The organism is Vibrio sp. 10N.237.312.B06, from assembly GCF_041464685.1.
GTDB lineage: Bacteria > Pseudomonadota > Gammaproteobacteria > Enterobacterales > Vibrionaceae > Vibrio > Vibrio tasmaniensis_A.
Genome location: NZ_JBFSPI010000041.1, coordinates 1 through 18,250, shown reverse-complemented (window position 1 = coordinate 18,250; position 18,250 = coordinate 1). Strand labels below are relative to the sequence as shown.

The 18,250-nt window shown below is 45.0% G+C and carries 19 protein-coding genes and 1 other RNA gene; 7 read left to right on the top strand and 13 right to left on the bottom strand.

What is annotated here, in order from left to right; translation table 11 throughout:
* The 5 genes from AB6C75_RS12725 to rsmI form a co-directional block, all read right to left on the bottom strand.
* The gene (locus tag AB6C75_RS12725) at nucleotides 1–1,758 is read right to left on the bottom strand and encodes a penicillin-binding transpeptidase domain-containing protein (protein WP_009848951.1); all 1,758 of its coding nucleotides are present in this window, start codon (nucleotides 1,756–1,758) and stop codon (nucleotides 1–3) included.
* Complete coding sequence (gene ftsL, locus AB6C75_RS12720) at nucleotides 1,755–2,072, bottom strand: cell division protein FtsL (protein WP_372107928.1); 318 nt, start codon at nucleotides 2,070–2,072, stop codon at nucleotides 1,755–1,757. Before ftsL ends, AB6C75_RS12725 begins: the two co-directional genes overlap by 4 nt.
* Before the next feature lie 3 nt (nucleotides 2,073–2,075).
* A complete protein-coding gene (rsmH, locus tag AB6C75_RS12715; RefSeq protein WP_009848949.1) occupies nucleotides 2,076–3,026 on the bottom strand; it encodes a 16S rRNA (cytosine(1402)-N(4))-methyltransferase RsmH in 951 nt (316 codons plus the stop codon).
* A 228-nt stretch (nucleotides 3,027–3,254) separates the two neighbouring features.
* Nucleotides 3,255–3,694, bottom strand: an RNA gene (rnpB, locus tag AB6C75_RS12710) — RNase P RNA component class A.
* 176 nt (nucleotides 3,695–3,870) lie between these two features.
* Complete coding sequence (gene rsmI, locus AB6C75_RS12705) at nucleotides 3,871–4,737, bottom strand: 16S rRNA (cytidine(1402)-2'-O)-methyltransferase (protein WP_009848948.1); 867 nt, start codon at nucleotides 4,735–4,737, stop codon at nucleotides 3,871–3,873.
* A 61-nt stretch (nucleotides 4,738–4,798) separates the two neighbouring features.
* Between rsmI and AB6C75_RS12700 the strand changes: the two genes are divergently transcribed.
* From AB6C75_RS12700 to AB6C75_RS12685, 4 genes are read left to right on the top strand one after another with little or no spacing between them, the layout of a single operon-like run.
* The gene (locus AB6C75_RS12700; RefSeq protein WP_372107927.1) at nucleotides 4,799–6,616 is read left to right on the top strand and encodes a penicillin-binding protein activator; all 1,818 of its coding nucleotides are present in this window, start codon (nucleotides 4,799–4,801) and stop codon (nucleotides 6,614–6,616) included.
* Nucleotides 6,603–7,001, top strand: a complete 399-nt coding sequence (locus AB6C75_RS12695) for a YraN family protein (protein WP_372107926.1) — start codon at nucleotides 6,603–6,605, stop codon at nucleotides 6,999–7,001. The genes AB6C75_RS12700 and AB6C75_RS12695 overlap by 14 nt, the downstream gene beginning before the upstream one ends.
* A gap of 2 nt (nucleotides 7,002–7,003) precedes the next feature.
* Nucleotides 7,004–7,594 (top strand): phosphoheptose isomerase, encoded by a 591-nt coding sequence (locus tag AB6C75_RS12690; RefSeq protein WP_004729817.1) that lies wholly within the window; start codon nucleotides 7,004–7,006, stop codon nucleotides 7,592–7,594.
* A 16-nt stretch (nucleotides 7,595–7,610) separates the two neighbouring features.
* The gene (locus AB6C75_RS12685) at nucleotides 7,611–8,216 is read left to right on the top strand and encodes a BON domain-containing protein (protein WP_372107925.1); all 606 of its coding nucleotides are present in this window, start codon (nucleotides 7,611–7,613) and stop codon (nucleotides 8,214–8,216) included.
* Nucleotides 8,217–8,384: 168 nt separating this feature from the next.
* On the opposite strand, the gene sspB is transcribed toward AB6C75_RS12685, so the two are convergent.
* The 8 genes from sspB to zapE form a co-directional block, all read right to left on the bottom strand.
* Complete coding sequence (sspB, locus tag AB6C75_RS12680) at nucleotides 8,385–8,879, bottom strand: ClpXP protease specificity-enhancing factor (protein WP_372044140.1); 495 nt, start codon at nucleotides 8,877–8,879, stop codon at nucleotides 8,385–8,387.
* A gap of 6 nt (nucleotides 8,880–8,885) precedes the next feature.
* Nucleotides 8,886–9,521 carry a stringent starvation protein SspA gene (gene sspA, locus AB6C75_RS12675; protein ID WP_009848943.1) on the bottom strand — a complete coding sequence of 212 codons (636 nt, stop codon included), beginning with the start codon at nucleotides 9,519–9,521 and terminating at the stop codon, nucleotides 8,886–8,888.
* A gap of 97 nt (nucleotides 9,522–9,618) precedes the next feature.
* Nucleotides 9,619–10,356 (bottom strand): cytochrome c1, encoded by a 738-nt coding sequence (locus tag AB6C75_RS12670; RefSeq protein WP_009848942.1) that lies wholly within the window; start codon nucleotides 10,354–10,356, stop codon nucleotides 9,619–9,621.
* Nucleotides 10,353–11,618 (bottom strand): cytochrome bc complex cytochrome b subunit, encoded by a 1,266-nt coding sequence (locus tag AB6C75_RS12665; protein ID WP_009848941.1) that lies wholly within the window; start codon nucleotides 11,616–11,618, stop codon nucleotides 10,353–10,355. The genes AB6C75_RS12670 and AB6C75_RS12665 overlap by 4 nt, the downstream gene beginning before the upstream one ends.
* Nucleotides 11,618–12,208: a ubiquinol-cytochrome c reductase iron-sulfur subunit gene (gene petA / locus AB6C75_RS12660; protein ID WP_010434692.1), complete on the bottom strand. Its 591-nt coding sequence runs from the start codon at nucleotides 12,206–12,208 to the stop codon at nucleotides 11,618–11,620. Before petA ends, AB6C75_RS12665 begins: the two co-directional genes overlap by 1 nt.
* A 330-nt stretch (nucleotides 12,209–12,538) precedes the next feature.
* Nucleotides 12,539–12,931 (bottom strand): 30S ribosomal protein S9, encoded by a 393-nt coding sequence (gene rpsI / locus AB6C75_RS12655; RefSeq protein WP_004740758.1) that lies wholly within the window; start codon nucleotides 12,929–12,931, stop codon nucleotides 12,539–12,541.
* Between the two features lie 13 nt (nucleotides 12,932–12,944).
* Nucleotides 12,945–13,373: a 50S ribosomal protein L13 gene (gene rplM / locus AB6C75_RS12650; RefSeq protein ID WP_010434689.1), complete on the bottom strand. Its 429-nt coding sequence runs from the start codon at nucleotides 13,371–13,373 to the stop codon at nucleotides 12,945–12,947.
* A 247-nt stretch (nucleotides 13,374–13,620) separates the two neighbouring features.
* Nucleotides 13,621–14,724, bottom strand: coding sequence for a cell division protein ZapE (gene zapE / locus AB6C75_RS12645; RefSeq protein WP_372107924.1), 1,104 nt, complete (start codon nucleotides 14,722–14,724; stop codon nucleotides 13,621–13,623).
* A 219-nt stretch (nucleotides 14,725–14,943) separates the two neighbouring features.
* Here zapE and zapG point away from each other — a divergent pair, with 219 nt between their 5' ends.
* The 3 genes from zapG to degS all read left to right on the top strand — a co-directional run bounded on the left by zapG (nucleotide 14,944) and on the right by degS (nucleotide 18,104).
* Nucleotides 14,944–15,399: a Z-ring associated protein ZapG gene (zapG, locus tag AB6C75_RS12640; RefSeq protein WP_009848969.1), complete on the top strand. Its 456-nt coding sequence runs from the start codon at nucleotides 14,944–14,946 to the stop codon at nucleotides 15,397–15,399.
* A 126-nt stretch (nucleotides 15,400–15,525) separates the two neighbouring features.
* On the top strand, nucleotides 15,526–16,881 hold the full coding sequence (locus AB6C75_RS12635) for a DegQ family serine endoprotease (protein ID WP_029225534.1): 1,356 nt from the start codon (nucleotides 15,526–15,528) through the stop codon (nucleotides 16,879–16,881).
* Nucleotides 16,882–17,039: 158 nt separating this feature from the next.
* Nucleotides 17,040–18,104, top strand: a complete 1,065-nt coding sequence (degS, locus tag AB6C75_RS12630) for an outer membrane-stress sensor serine endopeptidase DegS (protein ID WP_371727199.1) — start codon at nucleotides 17,040–17,042, stop codon at nucleotides 18,102–18,104.
* The last annotated feature ends 146 nt before the right edge of the window (nucleotides 18,105–18,250 follow it).

The window sequence follows — 18,250 nt, the reverse complement described above, 5'->3', positions numbered from 1 at the left end:
CTATTCTTGAAACTTGTTTTCATCAGCAGGGACATTGAGTATTTGCAGTGCCCCCTTCATGATTTCAGAAAAAACGGGGGCAGCAACTGAACCGCCATAGTAAAGGTCACCTTGCGGCTCATTGACTACGACAACCAGAGCGACTCTTGGATCGCTGACTGGAGCAAAACCCGACGTTATAGCAATATACTCATCACTATAGCCACCCGCAGCGGCTTTCCGAGATGTACCCGTTTTTGCCGCAACTCGATAACCCGGAACAGCGGCTCTGGTTGCCGTTCCGCCCTTTTGAGTCACGCCTTCTAACATTTGCAATACCATCTCTGCATTCTCACGTTTGATGATCTGCTTTGAGAAGTCTTGGTCGTTGCTTTTAATGATATGAATCGGTTCATACATGCCTTTGTTAGCTAACGTTGCATAAGCATGAGCCAACTGAAGCGGGGTCACAGATAAGCCATAACCAAACGATAGCGTCGCGATTTCGAACTTAGACCAACGGCGACGGTTAGGGAAAATACCACTCGTTTCACCCACAAGATTTAGCCCAGACATTTCGCCTAAACCAACCGAACTGTACATACCAAGTAACGCTTCAAGTGGCATATCAAGCGCCAATTTCGCAACGCCGATGTTACTTGATTTTTTAAGGATCAAGGCTAAATCAGCCTTGCCCACTTTAGAGGTATCACGTACTCGGCTACCTCCAATTTGCATGATGCCATTACCCGTATCAATAATAGATTTCGCATCAGCTGTACCATTTTCTAATGCGGCGAGCACCACAAAAGGTTTCACTGTTGAGCCGGGCTCCATAGCATCGGTCAACACGCGGTTTCGCATTTTAAAGCTTTGTAAATCAGAGCGGTTGTTCGGGTTGTAAGACGGTGCATTGACCATGGCTAACACAGCGCCCGTTTTCACATCGAGTAATACTGCAGAGCCTGAGGTCGCTTTATGATCGGCCACCGCTTGCTTAATCGCTCGATAGGCTATCGCCTGCAGTCGTTGATCGATGGTGAGTTCTAGTGGTTTACCTTCTTCGCGTTCTTCTAACGCAATGTTTTCGACAACGCGTCCGTAGCGGTCTTTACGAATCGTTCGCTTGCCTGCTTCGCCCGTAAGCCACTTATCGTAACTGCGTTCAACCCCTTCCAGGCCGTGCCCATCAATTCCGGTCACACCGATAAGGTGTGCACTGACTTCACCAGCAGGGTAGTAACGTCGAGATTCCGCTTTTAGGCCCACACCCACCAGCTTAAGTTCACGGATATACTTAGCCATCGCAGGGCTAACTTGTCTTTGTAGATAAATAAATCGACGGGATTTATTGCTAGAGATCTTATCGATCATCGATTGTCGCTGTAGACCAAGTACATCGGCTAACGCATACCAACGATCAATCTGGGCCATGCCATTTTTATCGAAAATCGTTTTTGGGTCGGCCCATACAGCTTCAACGGGAACACTTACAGCAAGCGGCTCGCCATTGCGGTCAGAGATAATACCGCGAGCAGAAGGAATAGCCTTAACACGCACTGAGCGAAGATCGCCCTGACGAATTAGGTTATCGGGTTCAATGATTTGGATGTAAGCCACACGGCCAACGAGTGCAGCAAAGGCTAGAAACACGAAAGCAATAACAACGTTGAAACGCCATTTAATAAGAATTGGATCCGAATCCTTTTCGCTCTTCACTCGCTCTTTCGTTGATTCATTAACGGTTTTTGCGGGTGTTTTTTCCTTTTTACCGGTCATTTAAGTGTGATCACAACTTCTTTGTCGGAGTCTGGACGTTTCATGTCTAGCTCTCTTTTTGCCGATACTTGAACGCGGCTGTGTTCTGCTAGCGCCGTCTCTTCAAGCATTAAATTTCGCCACTCATCATCAAGTTGTTCCCGCTCCACCAATGCCATGTCTTTTTGCGTAATCGCCTGACGTGATACATGTGTCGTAAGAACGACCCCCATCGCACTCGCAAAGATGCAGATAAGAAGCCCCAATGGGACTTTGCCCACGGAGATCAAATCAAAAAAGATTATCTTGGCTAAGTTGGGTTTGGAGGTCTTCATTGACTATAGCTTTTCTGCGATTCGTAGTACTGAACTACGCGAACGAGTATTCTCATCCACTTCATCTTTAGAAGGCTTAATTGCTTTACCAATTGGTTTCAGATCGGCACTGCCTAGCGCTTTGATCTGCTCTTCAGTTAGTGGCAGGCCATGTGGTACTTGCGGTCCTTGGCTCTCTTTACGGATAAAGCGCTTCACCATACGGTCTTCAAGCGAGTGGAAACTGATAACAGAGATACGACCTTGAGGAGCTAGAATGCTTGCCGCGCCTTTCAGTGCGGTATCGATCTCTTCTAATTCACTGTTAATGTAGATACGGAATGCTTGGAAAGCACGTGTTGCTGGGTGTTTTTTCTCTTTGAAGCTTTTTGGAGCAACATCAGAGATAAGCTTAGCCAGTTGACCAGTGCGCGTTAGCGGTTCGTTCTCTTCATTCTCTTGATAAGCAATGATGCCTTTCGCGATACGACGAGCGTGTTTGTCTTCACCGAACTCACGAATAACCCAAGTAATATCATCAAGATCCGCTTCAACTAACCACTGAGAAACAGGAATCCCCGTTGTTGGGTCCATACGCATATCAAGCGGGCCATCTTTCATAAAGCTAAAGCCACGTTCAGCATCATCCAGCTGTGGTGAAGAGACACCTAAATCCAGCAATACGCCATCCACTTGACCGACTAAGTCATAACGCTCTGCATATTCAGCCATACCTGAGAACGGGCCGTGAATAATCGTAAAACGAGGGTCATCAATCTTTTGTGCTTCGGCAATCGCTTGTGGATCGCGGTCGATACTAAAGAGTCTTCCATTCTCGCCCAGTTTAGACAGGATTGTACGGCTGTGACCACCACGGCCAAAAGTACCATCGATATAGGTACCGTCAGGTTTGATCGCAAGTCCGTCAATAGATTCGTTAAGCAATACTGAAATATGTTTGAATGCTTCTGTCATAGTCTTCTCAGTGAATGGATTGAGCCATTAGTTCGGCAATAATATGTTCTATTAACGTTTTAGTTTACTGATTTCACGCCGTATCTCCACCATATTGTGTATAGGCTTTGGGAATTTTTGACCCAAGCTCATATCAAGATGATGGATTCTAAGGAAATCTAAATAATTAACGTCAATATAAAGCAAAAAACCCATCACTACCGTTAAGTAATGATGGGTTCTTTATATAGGTGGAGTTGACACATACGCCGGGTTCTGTTCCGCTTGCGCGGCGGTAACCATTCGTCTAGGCCTGCAATCGCTCACAGGCTCAAGCAATCTACCCGCCCCCATACGCGAGCAGCGCAATGCGAGGGCCTATTTGATCTTGCTCCGGGTGGAGTTTACCTTGCTACGAACTGTTGCCAGTCGCACGGTGCGCTCTTACCGCACCCTTTCAGCCTTACCTGTGCCTCTTCCGAAGAAATGAGGCCATCGGCGGTCTTCTCTCTGCTGCACTTGTCGTGGGCTCGCGCCCCCCAGACGTTATCTGGCACCCTGCTCTATGGAGCCCGGACGTTCCTCCCCTCTACCAGTCTCCCGAAGGACTTCAACGTCAGTTTCCCGAAGGACCTCAACGTCAGTCTCCCGAAGGACATCAGCAAAGCAGCGATTACCCGTTCAACTCCGAGGGCGGATTGTATAGAGATTAGTGTGCAGTGTCTAGCGAGATCACAAATATGCTGCAAACCATTAAGCAAGTGCACGAATTTCACACAATCCAAGCACAAAAAAAGGAGCGACGGTATTACCATCACTCCTCACAAGCTTTTCAATACAGGTTAGCTACTCTATTAAGAGGTATCTAGTTGTCTAGATGCTCTAGGCCCCATTTGTATAAAGCGTTCTTTTTCAGATTGTAGATTTCTGCCGTCATCGCCGCTGCTTTTTTAAGTGGCAGTTCTTTGGTTAGAATACCCAGCGTGCGAGTTGCTTCGTCTGGCAACTCTGTGCTCGCTTCTTCACGGTGACCGTGAATTAGCAATACCATCTCACCGCGTTTACGGTTTGCGTCTTCTTCAATCCACTCAATAAGTTCACCAAGTGGCAGACCTTGGATGGTTTCGAAGGTTTTGGTTAGCTCACGCGCCAACACAACCTCACGGTCAGGGCCTAAGATCTCTAGCATGTCTTGTAGAGAATCAGTAATACGGTGCGGAGATTCGTAGAAGATACACGTGCGTTCTGCTTTTGCGATCTCTAAGAACTTGTCTTTACGACCTTTACTCTTTGGCGGTAAGAAACCTTCAAAGCTGAAACGATCAGACGGCAAACCAGACGCACTTAGTGCGGTAATCACAGCACAAGCACCAGGAAGTGGCACAACTCTCACACCCGCTTGACGACATTGTGAGACAAGATGGTAACCTGGATCACTGATTAAAGGAGTACCCGCATCAGAGACTAATGCGATAGACTGACCTTCTAATAACCTTTCGACTAGAACTTGTGCTTTAGTTTGTTCATTGTGATCATGTAAAGCGAACGTTCTGGTTGATATATTGAAGTGAGCAAGCAGCTTACCCGTGTGGCGTGTGTCTTCGGCTGCAATAACATCGACACTTGATAAAATTTCAATTGCTCTTTGAGTGATATCTCCCAAATTTCCGATTGGGGTTGGCACAATATAGAGAGTTGGGCTCTCTGTGAGCAAGGTTTTGTTATCTGTCATTTGTTTACCATCACTTCAACGATTAATATAGATACAAATTTATACGGAATTTAAAGAACTCATGGCAACGATGAACCATAAGAGACTCAGTGTACCACGCTTACTCACTCCAATTGCATTAGCAATTACATTGGCGGCTTGTTCTTCAGGTCCTCAAGCACCAACGCGTGTTGATATTACACTAGATCCAGCGCAATCAACTGAAAGTTACATGATGCAGGCGGATAGTAGCAAAGGAAGTCTACAAAACGACTGGTTAATCATGGCGCTTAAGGCTTCTGTGCAAGCTGGAAAAACCGATCAAGCGACTCTGCTGATCAAACGCTTAGCCAAACAAGAGCTGAGTGAAGTTCAACAAGCAGAATGGCAACTAGCTCGCGCTCAACTGCTGGTGAATAACTCGCAACCACAGCAAGCGTACAGCCAACTGAACTTTCAACCTTGGTGGAAGCTTCCGAACGAGCAATGGAAAGATTATCACGAGCTACGCGCCAATATTTCTGAAATACAGAATGAGTATTTCGAAGCGAGCCGTGAGTTAGTCTTTTATTCTGAATATCTGGACGCTAGCGACGAAAGCCAACAGCAAACGGCCGACCGTATTTGGCAGAACCTGAATAGCTACTCTCAATACGAGATTCTAGAACTGAAAACATCGCCGACAGAAGATGTGCTTTCAGGTTGGTTGCAACTGGCTATCTACATGAAGACGCTGAATTCGAACCTTCCAAACCTACAGGAAACCCTGGCTGATTGGTTAGCTGAGAACCCTCGTCACCCAGCAGCGCTTTATACACCTCAAGCGATCACCGACATCTTGGCACTAGAGATCAGCAAACCAACCAGCACTGCGCTGCTGCTGCCGCTAACAGGCAAGTACGGTAAGCAAGCGCAACTTGTGCGTGATGGTTTCATCTTTGCGATGATGAATGACAAAGAGCGTGAAGAAGATGCAACGTTGACCGTAATGGATACCAACGTACAAAGTGCCGCTGAAATTAAAGCGAAACTGGAAGAGAATAACGTTGATTTCATCGTTGGCCCTCTGATTAAGAGCAATATCACCAAGCTTCAACAAGCGCAGAAAAACCACGAAAACTCGATTCCAGCATTAGCTCTTAATATTCCAACTCAGCTAGAACCAGATACTAATATTTGTTATCTCGCTTTATCGCCAGAACAAGAAGTCGCTCAGGCTGCGAAACACCTTTTTGCACAAGGCTATAAGTACCCACTTATTCTTGCACCCAAAGGACGCTTAGGTGACCGCGTTAAGCAAGCATTTAACGAAGAGTGGCAGAAATACAGCAACAACGACGTTGCAATCAGCTTCTTCTCTGACAAACGCCAACTGCAGCGTAATGTGAATCAGATTTTCGGTTTACAAGAGAGCCAACAACGTATCGCTCAAATGGATGGGCTACTTAACTTAGACCTAGAAACAGAGCCACGCAGTCGTCGTGATATCGATTCTGTCTACATTGTCGCTAAGAACTCAGAGCTAACACTCATCAAACCCTTCATTGAAGTTGCAATTAACCCTGATGCTAGCCAACCTGCACTGTTTTCAAATTCACGCAGCAACAGCGGTGACAAGCAATATGAAGACCTAACGGGTGTCTTCTACAGCGATATCCCGCTATTGGTCGAGAACAAAAACGAGCTTAACAAAGCGCTTAATGACCTATGGCCTTCACACTCGAACAGCCAAAAGCGTCTACAAGCACTAGGAATGGATGCATACTATCTAATGGATGCACTACCACAGATGAAAGCCGTACAAGATTACAGCATTACAGGTGAAACCGGCGTATTAACCATCGACAACAACTGTGTTGTTCAACGTGAAATCAGCTGGGCAGAGCATGGGGCTTTTTAGCCGTAAGTTCCTATCCAAGCCAACAATCACCCACAAACAAGTGGGTGATAAATACGAGACCGTGGCAAAGAATTATTTAGTTCGCCACGGTTTATCGTTAATTGAACAAAACTTCATAGCAAAGTGTGGCGAAATTGATCTTATAATGCGCCATAACAATACGGTTGTGTTTACTGAGGTAAAATACCGCAAGCAAACACGCTACGGACATGCCGCTGAAATGGTGACAGCCAGAAAGTCACAAAAGCTACTCAAAACAGCCAATGTTTGGCTTATGCAGCAAGGCTTGTCGGTACACTCTACAGATTACAGGTTTGATATCATTGCCATCGAAGGGCCGAATGACACTATCGACTGGATTCAAAACGCGATTACCCAAGGATAAACATGCTAGACAGCATCAAAGAAAGTTTTACAGAAAGTATTCAAATCCAAATTGCGGCGGCAGAAGCTCTGCCAGACGCAATCACGCATGCCGCTCAAGCAATGGTTGCAACCCTGCTTAACGGAAACAAGATTCTTTGTTGTGGTAACGGTGGTTCGGCATCGAATGCTCAGCAATTTGTCTCTTGCCTACTTAATCGCTTTGAAACCGAGCGCCCTAGTCTTCCAGCAATGGCTCTCACTGCTGATAACACCACACTAACGGCTGTGGCAAACGACTACCACTATGAAGAGATCTTCTCTAAGCAGGTACGTGCGTTTGGTCAAACTGGTGATATTTTACTGGCTATATCTACTAGTGGTAACAGTAAAAACATCATCAAAGCAATGGAAGCTGCGGTAACACGTGATATGACAATCATCGCCTTTACTGGTAAAGATGGTGGTGAAATGGCTGGCCTGCTTGGTGAGCACGATGTAGAAATTCGTATTCCCTCACACCGTACAGCACGTATCCACGAAGTACACATGGTGACACTACACTGCTTATGTGACCTAATCGATCAAGTACTCTTCCCAGCTCACGAAGAGTGATATACGGAGCATCACGATGAAATCATTAACTTCTATGAAGCTGCTTAAGCTGATTAGTGTTTCGCTACTTACACTGTCGTTATCTGGTTGTGCTGGTCTTTTCATTGCTGGTGCAGCAACTACTGCAAATCTAGTCACCGATACACGAACCACCAAAGAGATTTGGAGCGACAACAATATCGAATTTGAAGTTGCAGCTATGACTAATAAACCGCCATTTCGCGGCAAGGTCAGTATCACAGCAAGCTCTTACCGTGGTTCAGTAGTACTGATGGGGCAAGCAACGACAGATGCTGAACGTCGTGCTTTTGAAAGCCAAGCTAAAGCAGTAACGGGAGTTGAAAGTATACACAACCAGATCCGAGTGAAAGAGCCACTGTCTGTTAGTGCTATCAGCAAAGACAGTTGGATTACCACTAAAGTGAAGTCTGCCCTACTTGCCAAGTCTGAGCTCAACGGCATCAAAGTAAAAGTCATTACAGAAGATTCAGAAGTATTTCTGCTTGGATTAGTTTCTCGAGAACACGCTGATATCGCGACAGAAGTTGCGCGTAATATCTCTGGTGTGAAGCAGGTGATTCGAGCGTTTGAATATGGTGAAGGTGACAATTCGGTAAACTAACGCCCTCTGAATTTACTCAGCTAACTTAGCTGCTTATTAGCTGGTTGGTTGGTTGGCTGGTAAAGCCTAACGAAATGAATCAGATTAATAAAAGTCAGTTAGCACAAAAAGAAAAAGCAGCGATAAATCGCTGCTTTTTTTGTATTTGGAGTTATTTAAAAAATAACGCTATTTGATAACACGAAGGCTTGGGCGACCTTTCGCTGGACGAGATGGCTCAGGTTCTGAGTCAGACTCTTCAGCATCTACGTCTGCTGTTGCAACACTCAAAGATGGGCCTTTTTCTTGTTCTTCAAAAGGACTTTCTTCAATTCCTTCTTCAAACGCTTCCATGTAAGCCTCTTCAGGTTCAAACATGGTACCAGCACCATTCTCACGAGCATAAATAGCCTGCACTGCGTATAGCGGAACGATCACAGAGTGTGGACGACCACTAAAGCGAGCACTAAACGTCACAGCTTCGTTACCCAGTTCAAGTTGTCCAACCGCACGAGGCGCGATGTTCAGAATGATCTGACCATCTTGAACAAACTCGTCTGGAACTCTCACACCCGGCAATGTTGCTTCAACAACCAAGTGTGGAGTCAGTTCGTTATCAACCAGCCATTCATAAAATGCACGAAGCATGTATGGTCGGCGTGGGGTCATATTTGAAATATCCATAAACGCTTAGCGAACGAGTCGCATCTCACGCTCAGCTTCCGTTAGAGAAGCTAGGAATGAATCACGTTCGAATACGCGGTTCATGTAAATCTTAAGTTCTTTAGAACCAGGACCAATCAGTTCGATACCAAGCTCAGGTAAACGCCATAGTAGCGGAGCTAGGTAACAATCAATTAGGCTAAACTCTTCGCTCATGAAGTATTCATACTCAGCGAAGATAGGAGCAAGAGTTAATAGGTCGTTGCGTAATTTCACGCGAGCTGCTTCAGATTCTTCAGCGTTGCCTTTAACGATCTTCTCTGCAACTGAATACCAGTTACGCTCAATTCGGTACATCATTAGACGACTGTTACCACGAGCAACCGGGTATACAGGCATCAATGGTGGATGAGGGAAACGCTCATCTAGGTATTCCATGATGATCTTAGAGTCATATAGAGCAAGCTCACGATCAACAAGAGTAGGTACTGATTTGTACGGGTTCAGTTCAACAAGCTCTGCTGGTAGATTTTTTTCATCAACCAACTCAACTTCAACACTTACGCCTTTTTCAGCAAGAACAATGCGCACCTGATGGCTATACATATCAGAAGCACTTGAGAAAAGAGTCATTACAGAACGTTTATTGGCAGCTACAGCCATGGAGCCCTCCAGTACACTTTAAATAAAAACAATGGAGGCCTAAAGCCTCCATTGAACATTAACATAATTTGGGAATTAGCACGGTATTATAGCACAATTAGTGCACATCACGCCAATACTCTTTCTTCAGCAAAATCACGATGATAGTGAAGATTACTAAGAAGGCCATTACCCACCAACCCATAGCATGACGCTCAAGTTGAACAGGGTCGCCCGAGTAAACCAAAAAGTTAACGAGGTCACGAACTGCTTCGTCATATTCTCCAGCACTCAATTCGCCAGAACCATCCGTTTCAGTACCAACAACAACCTTAACTTCCTCACCATCGACCATGTGAGTATCGTAGATTGGCGTTGGGATACCTTGTAGCTCTTCAAGAACATGCGGCATACCAACACTTGGGAAAACCAGGTTGTTCACACCAAATGGACGAGACGGATCTTCATAGAAAGTACGAAGGTACGTGTATAGCCAATCTGCGCCACGAACACGAGCAACCAATGTTAGATCTGGTGGTGGAGCACCAAACCAACTAGCAGCTTGCTCAGAAGGCATAGCGTTAACCATCAAGCTACCAATTTTCACTTCAGGATCGAAGATCAGGTTTTCCTTCATTAGGTCTAAAGGAATCTCCAAATCATTCGCAACACGTTCATAACGTTGGTACTGCGTTGAGTGACAAGCGAAACAGTAGTTCATGAACATCTTAGCGCCATTTTGCAATGAAGCTTTGTCTGTTAAATCATTGTTTGCTTTGTCTAATGGTACGCCTGCACCCGCTGCCATCGCTAGTGACGGCAACATAGCAAATAAAATTACAATCCACTTTTTCATTTGAATGTCACCCTTTCTGGTAATGGTTTCGTCGCTTCATTTTTACTGTAGAACCACAGCAGAACGAAGAACATGAAGTAACCTAAGCTAAAGATTTGAGCTAATAGCGTGTATGTAGGCGTTGCTGGAAGCGCACCAAGTACACCAAGCGCAATAAAGCTTATTGTGAATTGGATGATGTTAATCAAATGCAGTTTGCTACGGTAACGGTAAGAACGCACTTTACAACGGTCGAACCATGGCAGTAGGAATAGCACAACAATTGAAGCGCCCATTGCAACTACACCTAACAGCTTATCTGGAACAGCACGAAGTACAGCGTAGAACGGCGTGAAGTACCAAACTGGAGCAATATGCTCAGGTGTTTTCAGCGGGTTTGCAGCTTCAAAGTTAGGCGGCTCAAGGAAGTACCCACCCATTTCTGGGTTAAAGAACAGCACGTAACAGAACAAGAATAGGAAACCAGCAACACCAACCATATCTTTTACCGTCCCGTATGGGTGGAAAGGAATAGAGTCAATGATGTCGTATTTCTTAGTGTAATCCTTGTGGAATGGGAACTGAGTTTTGTAGTCGTCGCCCATTGTGCCTTTAGGAAGCTTAGTTTCGATACCGTCTGGGTTGTTCGAACCCACTTCGTGCAGCGCCAGTACGTGAAGTACGATAAGCAGCAGAAGTACAATTGGCAGAGCAATAACGTGCAGTGCGAAGAAACGGTTCAGCGTTGCACCAGAGATGATGTAGTCACCACGGATCCAAAGCGTTAGGTCATCACCTATAACAGGGATCGCACCAAACAGAGAAATGATTACCTGAGCACCCCAGTAAGACATTTGACCCCATGGTAGTAGGTAGCCCATGAAAGCCTCAGCCATAAGCACTAAGAAGATCAACATACCGAAGATCCAAAGCAACTCACGAGGCTTTTGGTAAGAACCGTAGATTAGACCACGGAACATATGCAGGTAGATCACAACGAAGAATGCCGATGCACCTGTTGAGTGCATGTAACGCAGTAGCCAACCGTATTCCACATCACGCATGATGTATTCAACAGAAGCAAATGCGCCCTCACCAGACGGTACATAGTTCATTGTCAGCCAAATACCCGTAAGGATTTGGTTAACCAGTACTAACATTGCTAAAGAACCAAAAAGGTACCAAAAGTTAAAGTTCTTAGGCATTGGGTATTCAGATAAATGCTTCTTGTAAGCATTCATCGCGGGTAGACGTTTCTCTACCCAATCAAGCAATCCTTGCATTACGCGTCTCCCTCGTCCACACCGATCATGATCTTAGTGTCACTCAAATACATATGCTTTGGTACAACAAGGTTCAATGGAGCTGGTACGCCTTGGAATACTCGACCTGCCATATCAAACTTTGAACCATGGCAAGGACAGAAGAAACCAGACTTAACACCCTGAACTTGTTCTGCAAAAGAATCTGGCAGGTAAGTTGGAGAACAACCTAAGTGCGTACAGAAACCAACAGCAACGAAGAATTCCGGCTTAATTGAACGAAACTCGTTCTGCGCGTATTCTGGTTGTTGTTCAGCTTCAGATTGAGGGTCACGAAGTTGACCACCGATCGCTTTTAGATTCTCTAGCACCGATTCAGCACGGCGTACAACCCATACAGGCTTACCTTGCCACTCGACACGAACCATTTGTCCCGGCTCTAACTTACTGACTTCCACTTCCACCGGTGCGCCTGCAGCTTTCGCCTTGGCACTCGGGTTCCATGATTTAATAAAAGGCACGGCTACAGCAGCTGCTCCTAAACCACCAACAACGGCTGTTGTTGCGGTTAAGAAACGCCTGCGACCGTTATTTAAAGGCGCGTTGCTCATCCAAACATTCTCCCATTTGCTCCTTATGGATTGAAATAATTCCGAATAAAGAGCATGGCTAACAAAATATGTATTTAGTTCTATTTATTGACGGCAAATGATAAATAAAACCCTACTTTTTGACAAGATAAAGCTACCTTTTTGTAACAATCATGAGGCAAAGCGCACATTGGGTTACAAAAGCTTTCAAAATATAAGAATTTGGAAATAAAACGAGGGAGGGAAAGCGTTTAGAGGGGGCATAAAAACAAAAAGCCCGGCATATAGCCGAGCTTTGAACCACAATTCCAGTCGAAAAACTGGGAGCGTGTACTTTTTCGTAAAGAAAAATTAACGCTTAGAGAATTGAGGTTTACGACGTGCTTTACGTAGACCAACTTTCTTACGTTCAACGCAACGAGCGTCACGCGTAACATAGCCAGCTGCACGTAGAGCAGGACGTAGAGTTTCATCGTATTCCATAAGAGCACGAGTGATACCGTGGCGGATTGCGCCAGCTTGACCTGAAATACCACCACCAGAAACAGTGATGTAAAGGTCAAGTTTCTCAGTTAGTTCAACTAGCTCAAGAGGTTGTTTAACAACCATACGAGAAGTTGGACGACCGAAGTAAACATCAAGGCTGCGCTTGTTGATTACGATCTCACCAGAGCCTGGTTTGATGAAAACACGAGCTGCTGAGCTTTTGCGACGACCAGTGCCGTAGTATTGATTCTCTGCCATTGTCTTAATCCCCTTAGATGTCTAGTACTTGTGGCTGTTGAGCAACATGGTTGTGCTCAGTACCAGCGTACACTTTAAGCTTACGGTACATCGCGCGGCCTAGTGGACCACGTGGAAGCATACCTTTAACTGCTAGTTCAAGAACCATTTCTGGTTTCTTAGCAATTAGCTTTTCAAAAGTGATAGTTTTAAGACCACCTGGGAACTCAGAGTGACGGTAGTAAACCTTACCCTTAGCTTTGTTACCAGTTACAGCAACTTTCTCAGCGTTAACAACGATGATGTAATCACCAGTGTCTACGTGAGGAGTGTATTCTGCTTTGTGCTTGCCGCGTAGGCGAGAAGCGATTTCACTTGCTAGACGGCCAAGAGTTTTGCCTTCAGCGTCTACAACATACCAGTCGCGTTTTACAGTTTCTGGTTTAGCAACGAAAGTTTTCATGCTAATAATTACCTATTTAAAAAATTTACACTTAAGGAATACTCGCGTATTCCCACTGTCTAAGAGTTACCATTCATCACCCCTTCGAGTGTTGGAAAACTCTTGGCATAACGTGATTTTACTCATCGCTAGAGGCCCGCAGTAACGGTAGGTCGCAGGATTATAGAGAAGAGCGAAGAAAAAATCACCTCTTTTTGAACAAAATCACGATTTTTTTAATTCTCTTTCTTATTCGAGATAATCAAAGCTAACTTAAGTGTTCTTTTGCCAAATACTCATGGCTCTGCATTTCAATTAAACGCGACTGACAACGTTTAAACTCAAACTCTAGTTGACCATGGGTGTATAGTTTTTCTAGCTCCACTTCCGCTGAAATAATCAGTTTCACATTGCGCTCATAGAACTCATCAACTAACGCAATAAAGCGTCTAGCAGCGTCATCGGAAGTCGCGCCCATTTGCAACACATCAGCCAATAGAACCGTGTGATAAACCCGAGACAACTCAATATAATCGTTCTGGCTACGAGCCGACTGACAAAGCTGAGCAAAAGTACCATGCAGCACGCCATCACTCGCTTCGACTACATCTAATTGACGGTGATTAACCTCTATCTGCTTAAGCTTCTCTTTATCTTCACCAACAAGCTGCGCGTAATATGTTTCGAGGTTAATGTTCGCTTGGCTATCCAGTGGGTAATGGTAGATCTCAGCCTGCTCTAAGGTTCTCAGACGATAATCAATTCCGCTATCAACATTAAGGATATGACAGTTGTCTTGAATGAGCTTAATGGCCGGTAAGAAACGCGCTCGCTGTAACCCGTTGCGATACAGGTCCGCGGGTGGAATATTAGACGTCGCAACCAAGATAACGTTTCGAGCGAATAACTCTTGGAACAAAGTTCCTAAGATCATGGCATCGGTTATGTCTGAAACAAAGAATTCATCAAAACAGATAATATCCGCTTCTTCTTTCAACTTATCTGCCACTAAAGGCAACGGGTCGCTAACACTACCTAGCGCCCTTAGCTCATCATGGACTCGATACATAAAGCGGTGAAAGTGAACGCGCATTTTTTTTGTGGTCGGCAAGGCATCGTAGAACGTATCCATTAAATAGGTTTTACCGCGCCCGACGCCGCCCCAAAAATAGAGCCCTTTTGGTGGCAGTGGCAGTTCTGGCTTTTTGCCCATTAACTTCTGGAATCGAGTCAGTTGAGGAATAGGGGCATTCATGTAACCTTGGAATTGATGAAAGAGTTCATCTAAAGATTTAACGGCTTGCTCTTGTGCTGGATCTCTTTGAAATCCATGTTCTTTTATATCTTGTTCGTATTTTTTAATGGGATTCATGACGACATTTCCACAATGAAAGCGATATCAGACAGCAAATAAAAATGAGCCCAAACAGTATGAGACATGTCGCTATGCGGTGAATAATGCAGCATTAAACTGCTAACTAGCGCACACGCATTTCTCTTTATACTGCGGCTTTCTCATAGTACCATGGAGCTGTATCACGTGTAACTAAGCAGTAACAAACATGTTAAAAAACAATAATAAGGAGCTGTTATGCCTTGGATGTATGCCGTTGCCGGTTTACTAGTCGGAGTTATTTTAGGGGTCGCTATTTCTCGTCTAATGACACCTGAATACAAAAAACAAAAGAACGTACAGAAAGAATTAGATAGCGCAAAGTTTGCCCTGGAACAGCAGCGACAAGAGCTAGCTGACCACTTTGCGAAATCAGCAGAAATGTTGGACACCTTAGGTAAGGACTATACAAAGCTTTACCAACACATGGAAAAAACAAGCTCAGAGCTACTCCCTAACCTGCCAGAGCAAGACAACCCATTTGTGAAAACAGCCGCTGCTCATTCGGATAAGCCACAAGATAAGTCTTCAGTTAAAGAGTCGACGCTTGAAGAACAACCGAAAGATTACGCTAATGGCGCAACGGGTTTATTTACCGAGCAGAAGAAAGAAATCATGGATGCTCCCGATGTCGTTACAGCAAAAGCATCGTAAACATTTAACACTTCTGTGAACTTTACAAAGGTTTTTGAGTCATAACTTTCACTCAGGTCATTCGAAACTTCTCATACTTATTAAACGTATAAGAGGGTTAAGACCTTAACTAGAGAGGAGTTTATGATGAAAAAACCTTTGCTTGCTTTATCAGTACTGACTTTAAGCTTAAGTTCAATCATCACCCCCATTCAAGCTACAGCCGCACTTCCATTAAGTGTGGGTAATGAACAATTACCAAGCCTTGCTCCTATGCTTGAACAAGTAACCCCCGCTGTGGTTAGTATTGCCGTAGAAGGCAAACAGGTACAACGTCAGCAAATCCCTGAACAATTTCAATTCTTTTTTGGTCCAGAACAAACACGAGAGCGTCCATTCCGCGGGCTAGGCTCTGGTGTGATCATTGACGCGAAGAAAGGCCATATTGTCACCAATTACCATGTCATCAATGGTGCCGACGATATCAAAGTAAAACTGCATGATGGTCGAGAGTACGATGCAGAGCTCATCGGCGGCGACCAGATGTCTGATATCGCGCTATTAAAACTCGAGACAGCCAAAAACCTTACCCAGATAAAAGTCGCAGATTCCGACAAATTGAGAGTCGGCGATTTCAGTGTCGCTATCGGCAACCCATTTGGGCTTGGTCAAACCGTGACATCCGGTATCGTTTCAGCGTTAGGACGTAGCGGTCTCAATCTAGAGAACTTCGAAAACTTCATTCAAACCGATGCCGCGATTAACAGTGGTAACTCTGGAGGTGCGTTAGTGAATCTTAACGGTGAACTGATTGGTATCAACACGGCCATCCTAGGACCTAACGGAGGCAATGTCGGTATCGGCTTTGCCATTCCATCCAATATGATGACAAACCTGACTGAACAGATTCTCGATTTCGGTGAAGTAAAACGTGGCATGCTTGGTGTCCAAGGTGGAGAGGTCACCTCGGAATTGGCTGAAGCGCTTGGTTATGAGTCCAGCAAAGGTGCTTTTGTTAGCCAAATTGTACCCGACAGTGCTGCAGACAAAGCCGGATTGAAAGCGGGCGATGTCATCGTCTCCATTAACGGTAAGCGTATTGATACTTTTAGTGAGTTAAGAGCCAAAGTAGCCACCTTAGGTGCAGGTAAACAGATCGAGTTAGGCGTGGTTCGTGACGGTAAGAATAAGACCTTTGACGTCACGCTTGGTGAATCCACAAATAGTAAGACACAAGCTGAAAAGCTCCATGAAGGACTTGCCGGTGCAGAGCTCACCAACACAACCGACAGCGATTCAGCGACAGGCGTCAAGGTATCAAGTGTCGCTCAAGGTTCGCCAGCAGAAGCTTATCAGCTTCTTAAAGATGACATCATCATCGGGGTAAACCGCCAACCAGTTAAGAACCTTGCTGAATTTAGAAAAATTCTTGAAAAACAACCTGGCGTATTGGCACTTAATATCCAGCGAGACGATAGGACTATCTATCTAGTTATTCGATAGCCATACGTCAGCGTAATTACAGGGAGGCTCAGTAAGTTTGCTTTAAACTTACTCAGTCTCCCTTTTCTTTAGATCAATCAAAATGCTATGCTTCACTGATAATCAAGTCAGTCATCCATTGACGGATGCTTCATACCTTACTTGTTGAAGAGGGAAACATGCTGTCCTTTCTATTTCGTTCTATTTCCCTTGGACTCGTTTCAGCGGCGCTTATTCTTCTCGCATTCCCGAGTTTAAGGCCGGCGATTGTTGCAGACGTCACGAACCCTCAAGTCGATAATATTGGCTCTCTTCAGATCTCATTTAACCAAGCGGTGCGACGAGCTGCACCCGCTGTGGTCAATATTTATAGTCGTAAATACGCAGAAAGCGATCGCAACAAGCTACTAACTCAAGGATTAGGTTCAGGGGTGATTGTTAGCGAAAAAGGCTACATCATTACCAACTTCCATGTTGTTGCTCAAGCTGACCAAATAGTCGTGGCACTTCAAGACGGACGAGTAGCGGCCGCCCAACTTGTCGGCTCAGACAAACGCACCGATATTGCGATACTCCGAGTCAGCGGTGACAACTTACCTGTTATTCCACTGAACCCGAATTACAAAGCAAATGTCGGCGACGTGGTGCTGGCTATCGGTAACCCATACAACCTAGGGCAAACGACAACCTTTGGCATTATCTCTGCAACAGGTCGTTCTTCGATCAGTGCAGATGGTCACCAAGCCTTTATCCAGACTGATGCTGCAATCAATGAAGGTAACTCAGGTGGTGCACTGGTTAACTCACAAGGTGAGCTCGTCGGTATCAACACGGCTTCTTTCCAACAAGCTACCGACATGGAAACCTACGGGATCTCATTTGCAATCCCCTACTCACTTGCTAATAAAATCATGGAGAAGATCATCGCCGATGGTCGTGTCATTCGTGGTTATATTGGTATCGACGGACAAGACATCAATTCGGTGACATCACGCTTGCTCGGTACTAAGAACATCGGTGGCATTGTTGTTTTAGGCATTGACCCGAATGGCCCTGCAGCCGATGCCGGCTTTGAAGCACAAGATATCATTATCAGCATCAACAACACCCAAATTAGCGGACGACAGAGCGTAATGGACATAGTTACTGACCTTCGCCCGGGTACTATCATTGATGTTGGTGTATTGCGCAAAGGTGAAAGCAAGACACTCAAGGTCACCATTACCGAAGACACGCGCCTGTAGTCTTTATTTAGTTTGATTGCTAATAGCGAGCAACTCAAACCACCAATTACAGAGACAAAAAGTATAGATACAAAAAACCCAGCTCTTAAGCTTAACACTGATCATTTAAGCATTTTCCTGATCAGTTGAACGATCCTACAGATGGT

Excerpts from the sequence above, each read along its gene's own strand:
- sspA (WP_009848943.1), bottom strand. The coding sequence starts at position 9,521 with ATGGCTGTAGCTGCCAATAAACGTTCTGTAATGACTCTTTTCTCAAGT.
- degS (WP_371727199.1), top strand. The coding sequence starts at position 17,040 with ATGCTGTCCTTTCTATTTCGTTCTATTTCCCTTGGACTCGTTTCAGCG.
- zapG (WP_009848969.1), top strand. The coding sequence starts at position 14,944 with ATGCCTTGGATGTATGCCGTTGCCGGTTTACTAGTCGGAGTTATTTTA.
- AB6C75_RS12695 (WP_372107926.1), top strand. The coding sequence starts at position 6,603 with ATGGGGCTTTTTAGCCGTAAGTTCCTATCCAAGCCAACAATCACCCAC.
- AB6C75_RS12685 (WP_372107925.1), top strand. The coding sequence starts at position 7,611 with ATGAAATCATTAACTTCTATGAAGCTGCTTAAGCTGATTAGTGTTTCG.
- ftsL (WP_372107928.1), bottom strand. The coding sequence starts at position 2,072 with ATGAAGACCTCCAAACCCAACTTAGCCAAGATAATCTTTTTTGATTTG.
- AB6C75_RS12725 (WP_009848951.1), bottom strand. The coding sequence starts at position 1,758 with ATGACCGGTAAAAAGGAAAAAACACCCGCAAAAACCGTTAATGAATCA.
- rsmI (WP_009848948.1), bottom strand. The coding sequence starts at position 4,737 with ATGACAGATAACAAAACCTTGCTCACAGAGAGCCCAACTCTCTATATT.
- zapE (WP_372107924.1), bottom strand. The coding sequence starts at position 14,724 with ATGAATCCCATTAAAAAATACGAACAAGATATAAAAGAACATGGATTT.
- AB6C75_RS12670 (WP_009848942.1), bottom strand. The coding sequence starts at position 10,356 with ATGAAAAAGTGGATTGTAATTTTATTTGCTATGTTGCCGTCACTAGCG.
- sspB (WP_372044140.1), bottom strand. The coding sequence starts at position 8,879 with ATGGATATTTCAAATATGACCCCACGCCGACCATACATGCTTCGTGCA.
- rpsI (WP_004740758.1), bottom strand. The coding sequence starts at position 12,931 with ATGGCAGAGAATCAATACTACGGCACTGGTCGTCGCAAAAGCTCAGCA.
- AB6C75_RS12665 (WP_009848941.1), bottom strand. The coding sequence starts at position 11,618 with ATGCAAGGATTGCTTGATTGGGTAGAGAAACGTCTACCCGCGATGAAT.
- AB6C75_RS12700 (WP_372107927.1), top strand. The coding sequence starts at position 4,799 with ATGGCAACGATGAACCATAAGAGACTCAGTGTACCACGCTTACTCACT.
- petA (WP_010434692.1), bottom strand. The coding sequence starts at position 12,208 with ATGAGCAACGCGCCTTTAAATAACGGTCGCAGGCGTTTCTTAACCGCA.
- AB6C75_RS12635 (WP_029225534.1), top strand. The coding sequence starts at position 15,526 with ATGAAAAAACCTTTGCTTGCTTTATCAGTACTGACTTTAAGCTTAAGT.
- AB6C75_RS12690 (WP_004729817.1), top strand. The coding sequence starts at position 7,004 with ATGCTAGACAGCATCAAAGAAAGTTTTACAGAAAGTATTCAAATCCAA.
- rplM (WP_010434689.1), bottom strand. The coding sequence starts at position 13,373 with ATGAAAACTTTCGTTGCTAAACCAGAAACTGTAAAACGCGACTGGTAT.
- rsmH (WP_009848949.1), bottom strand. The coding sequence starts at position 3,026 with ATGACAGAAGCATTCAAACATATTTCAGTATTGCTTAACGAATCTATT.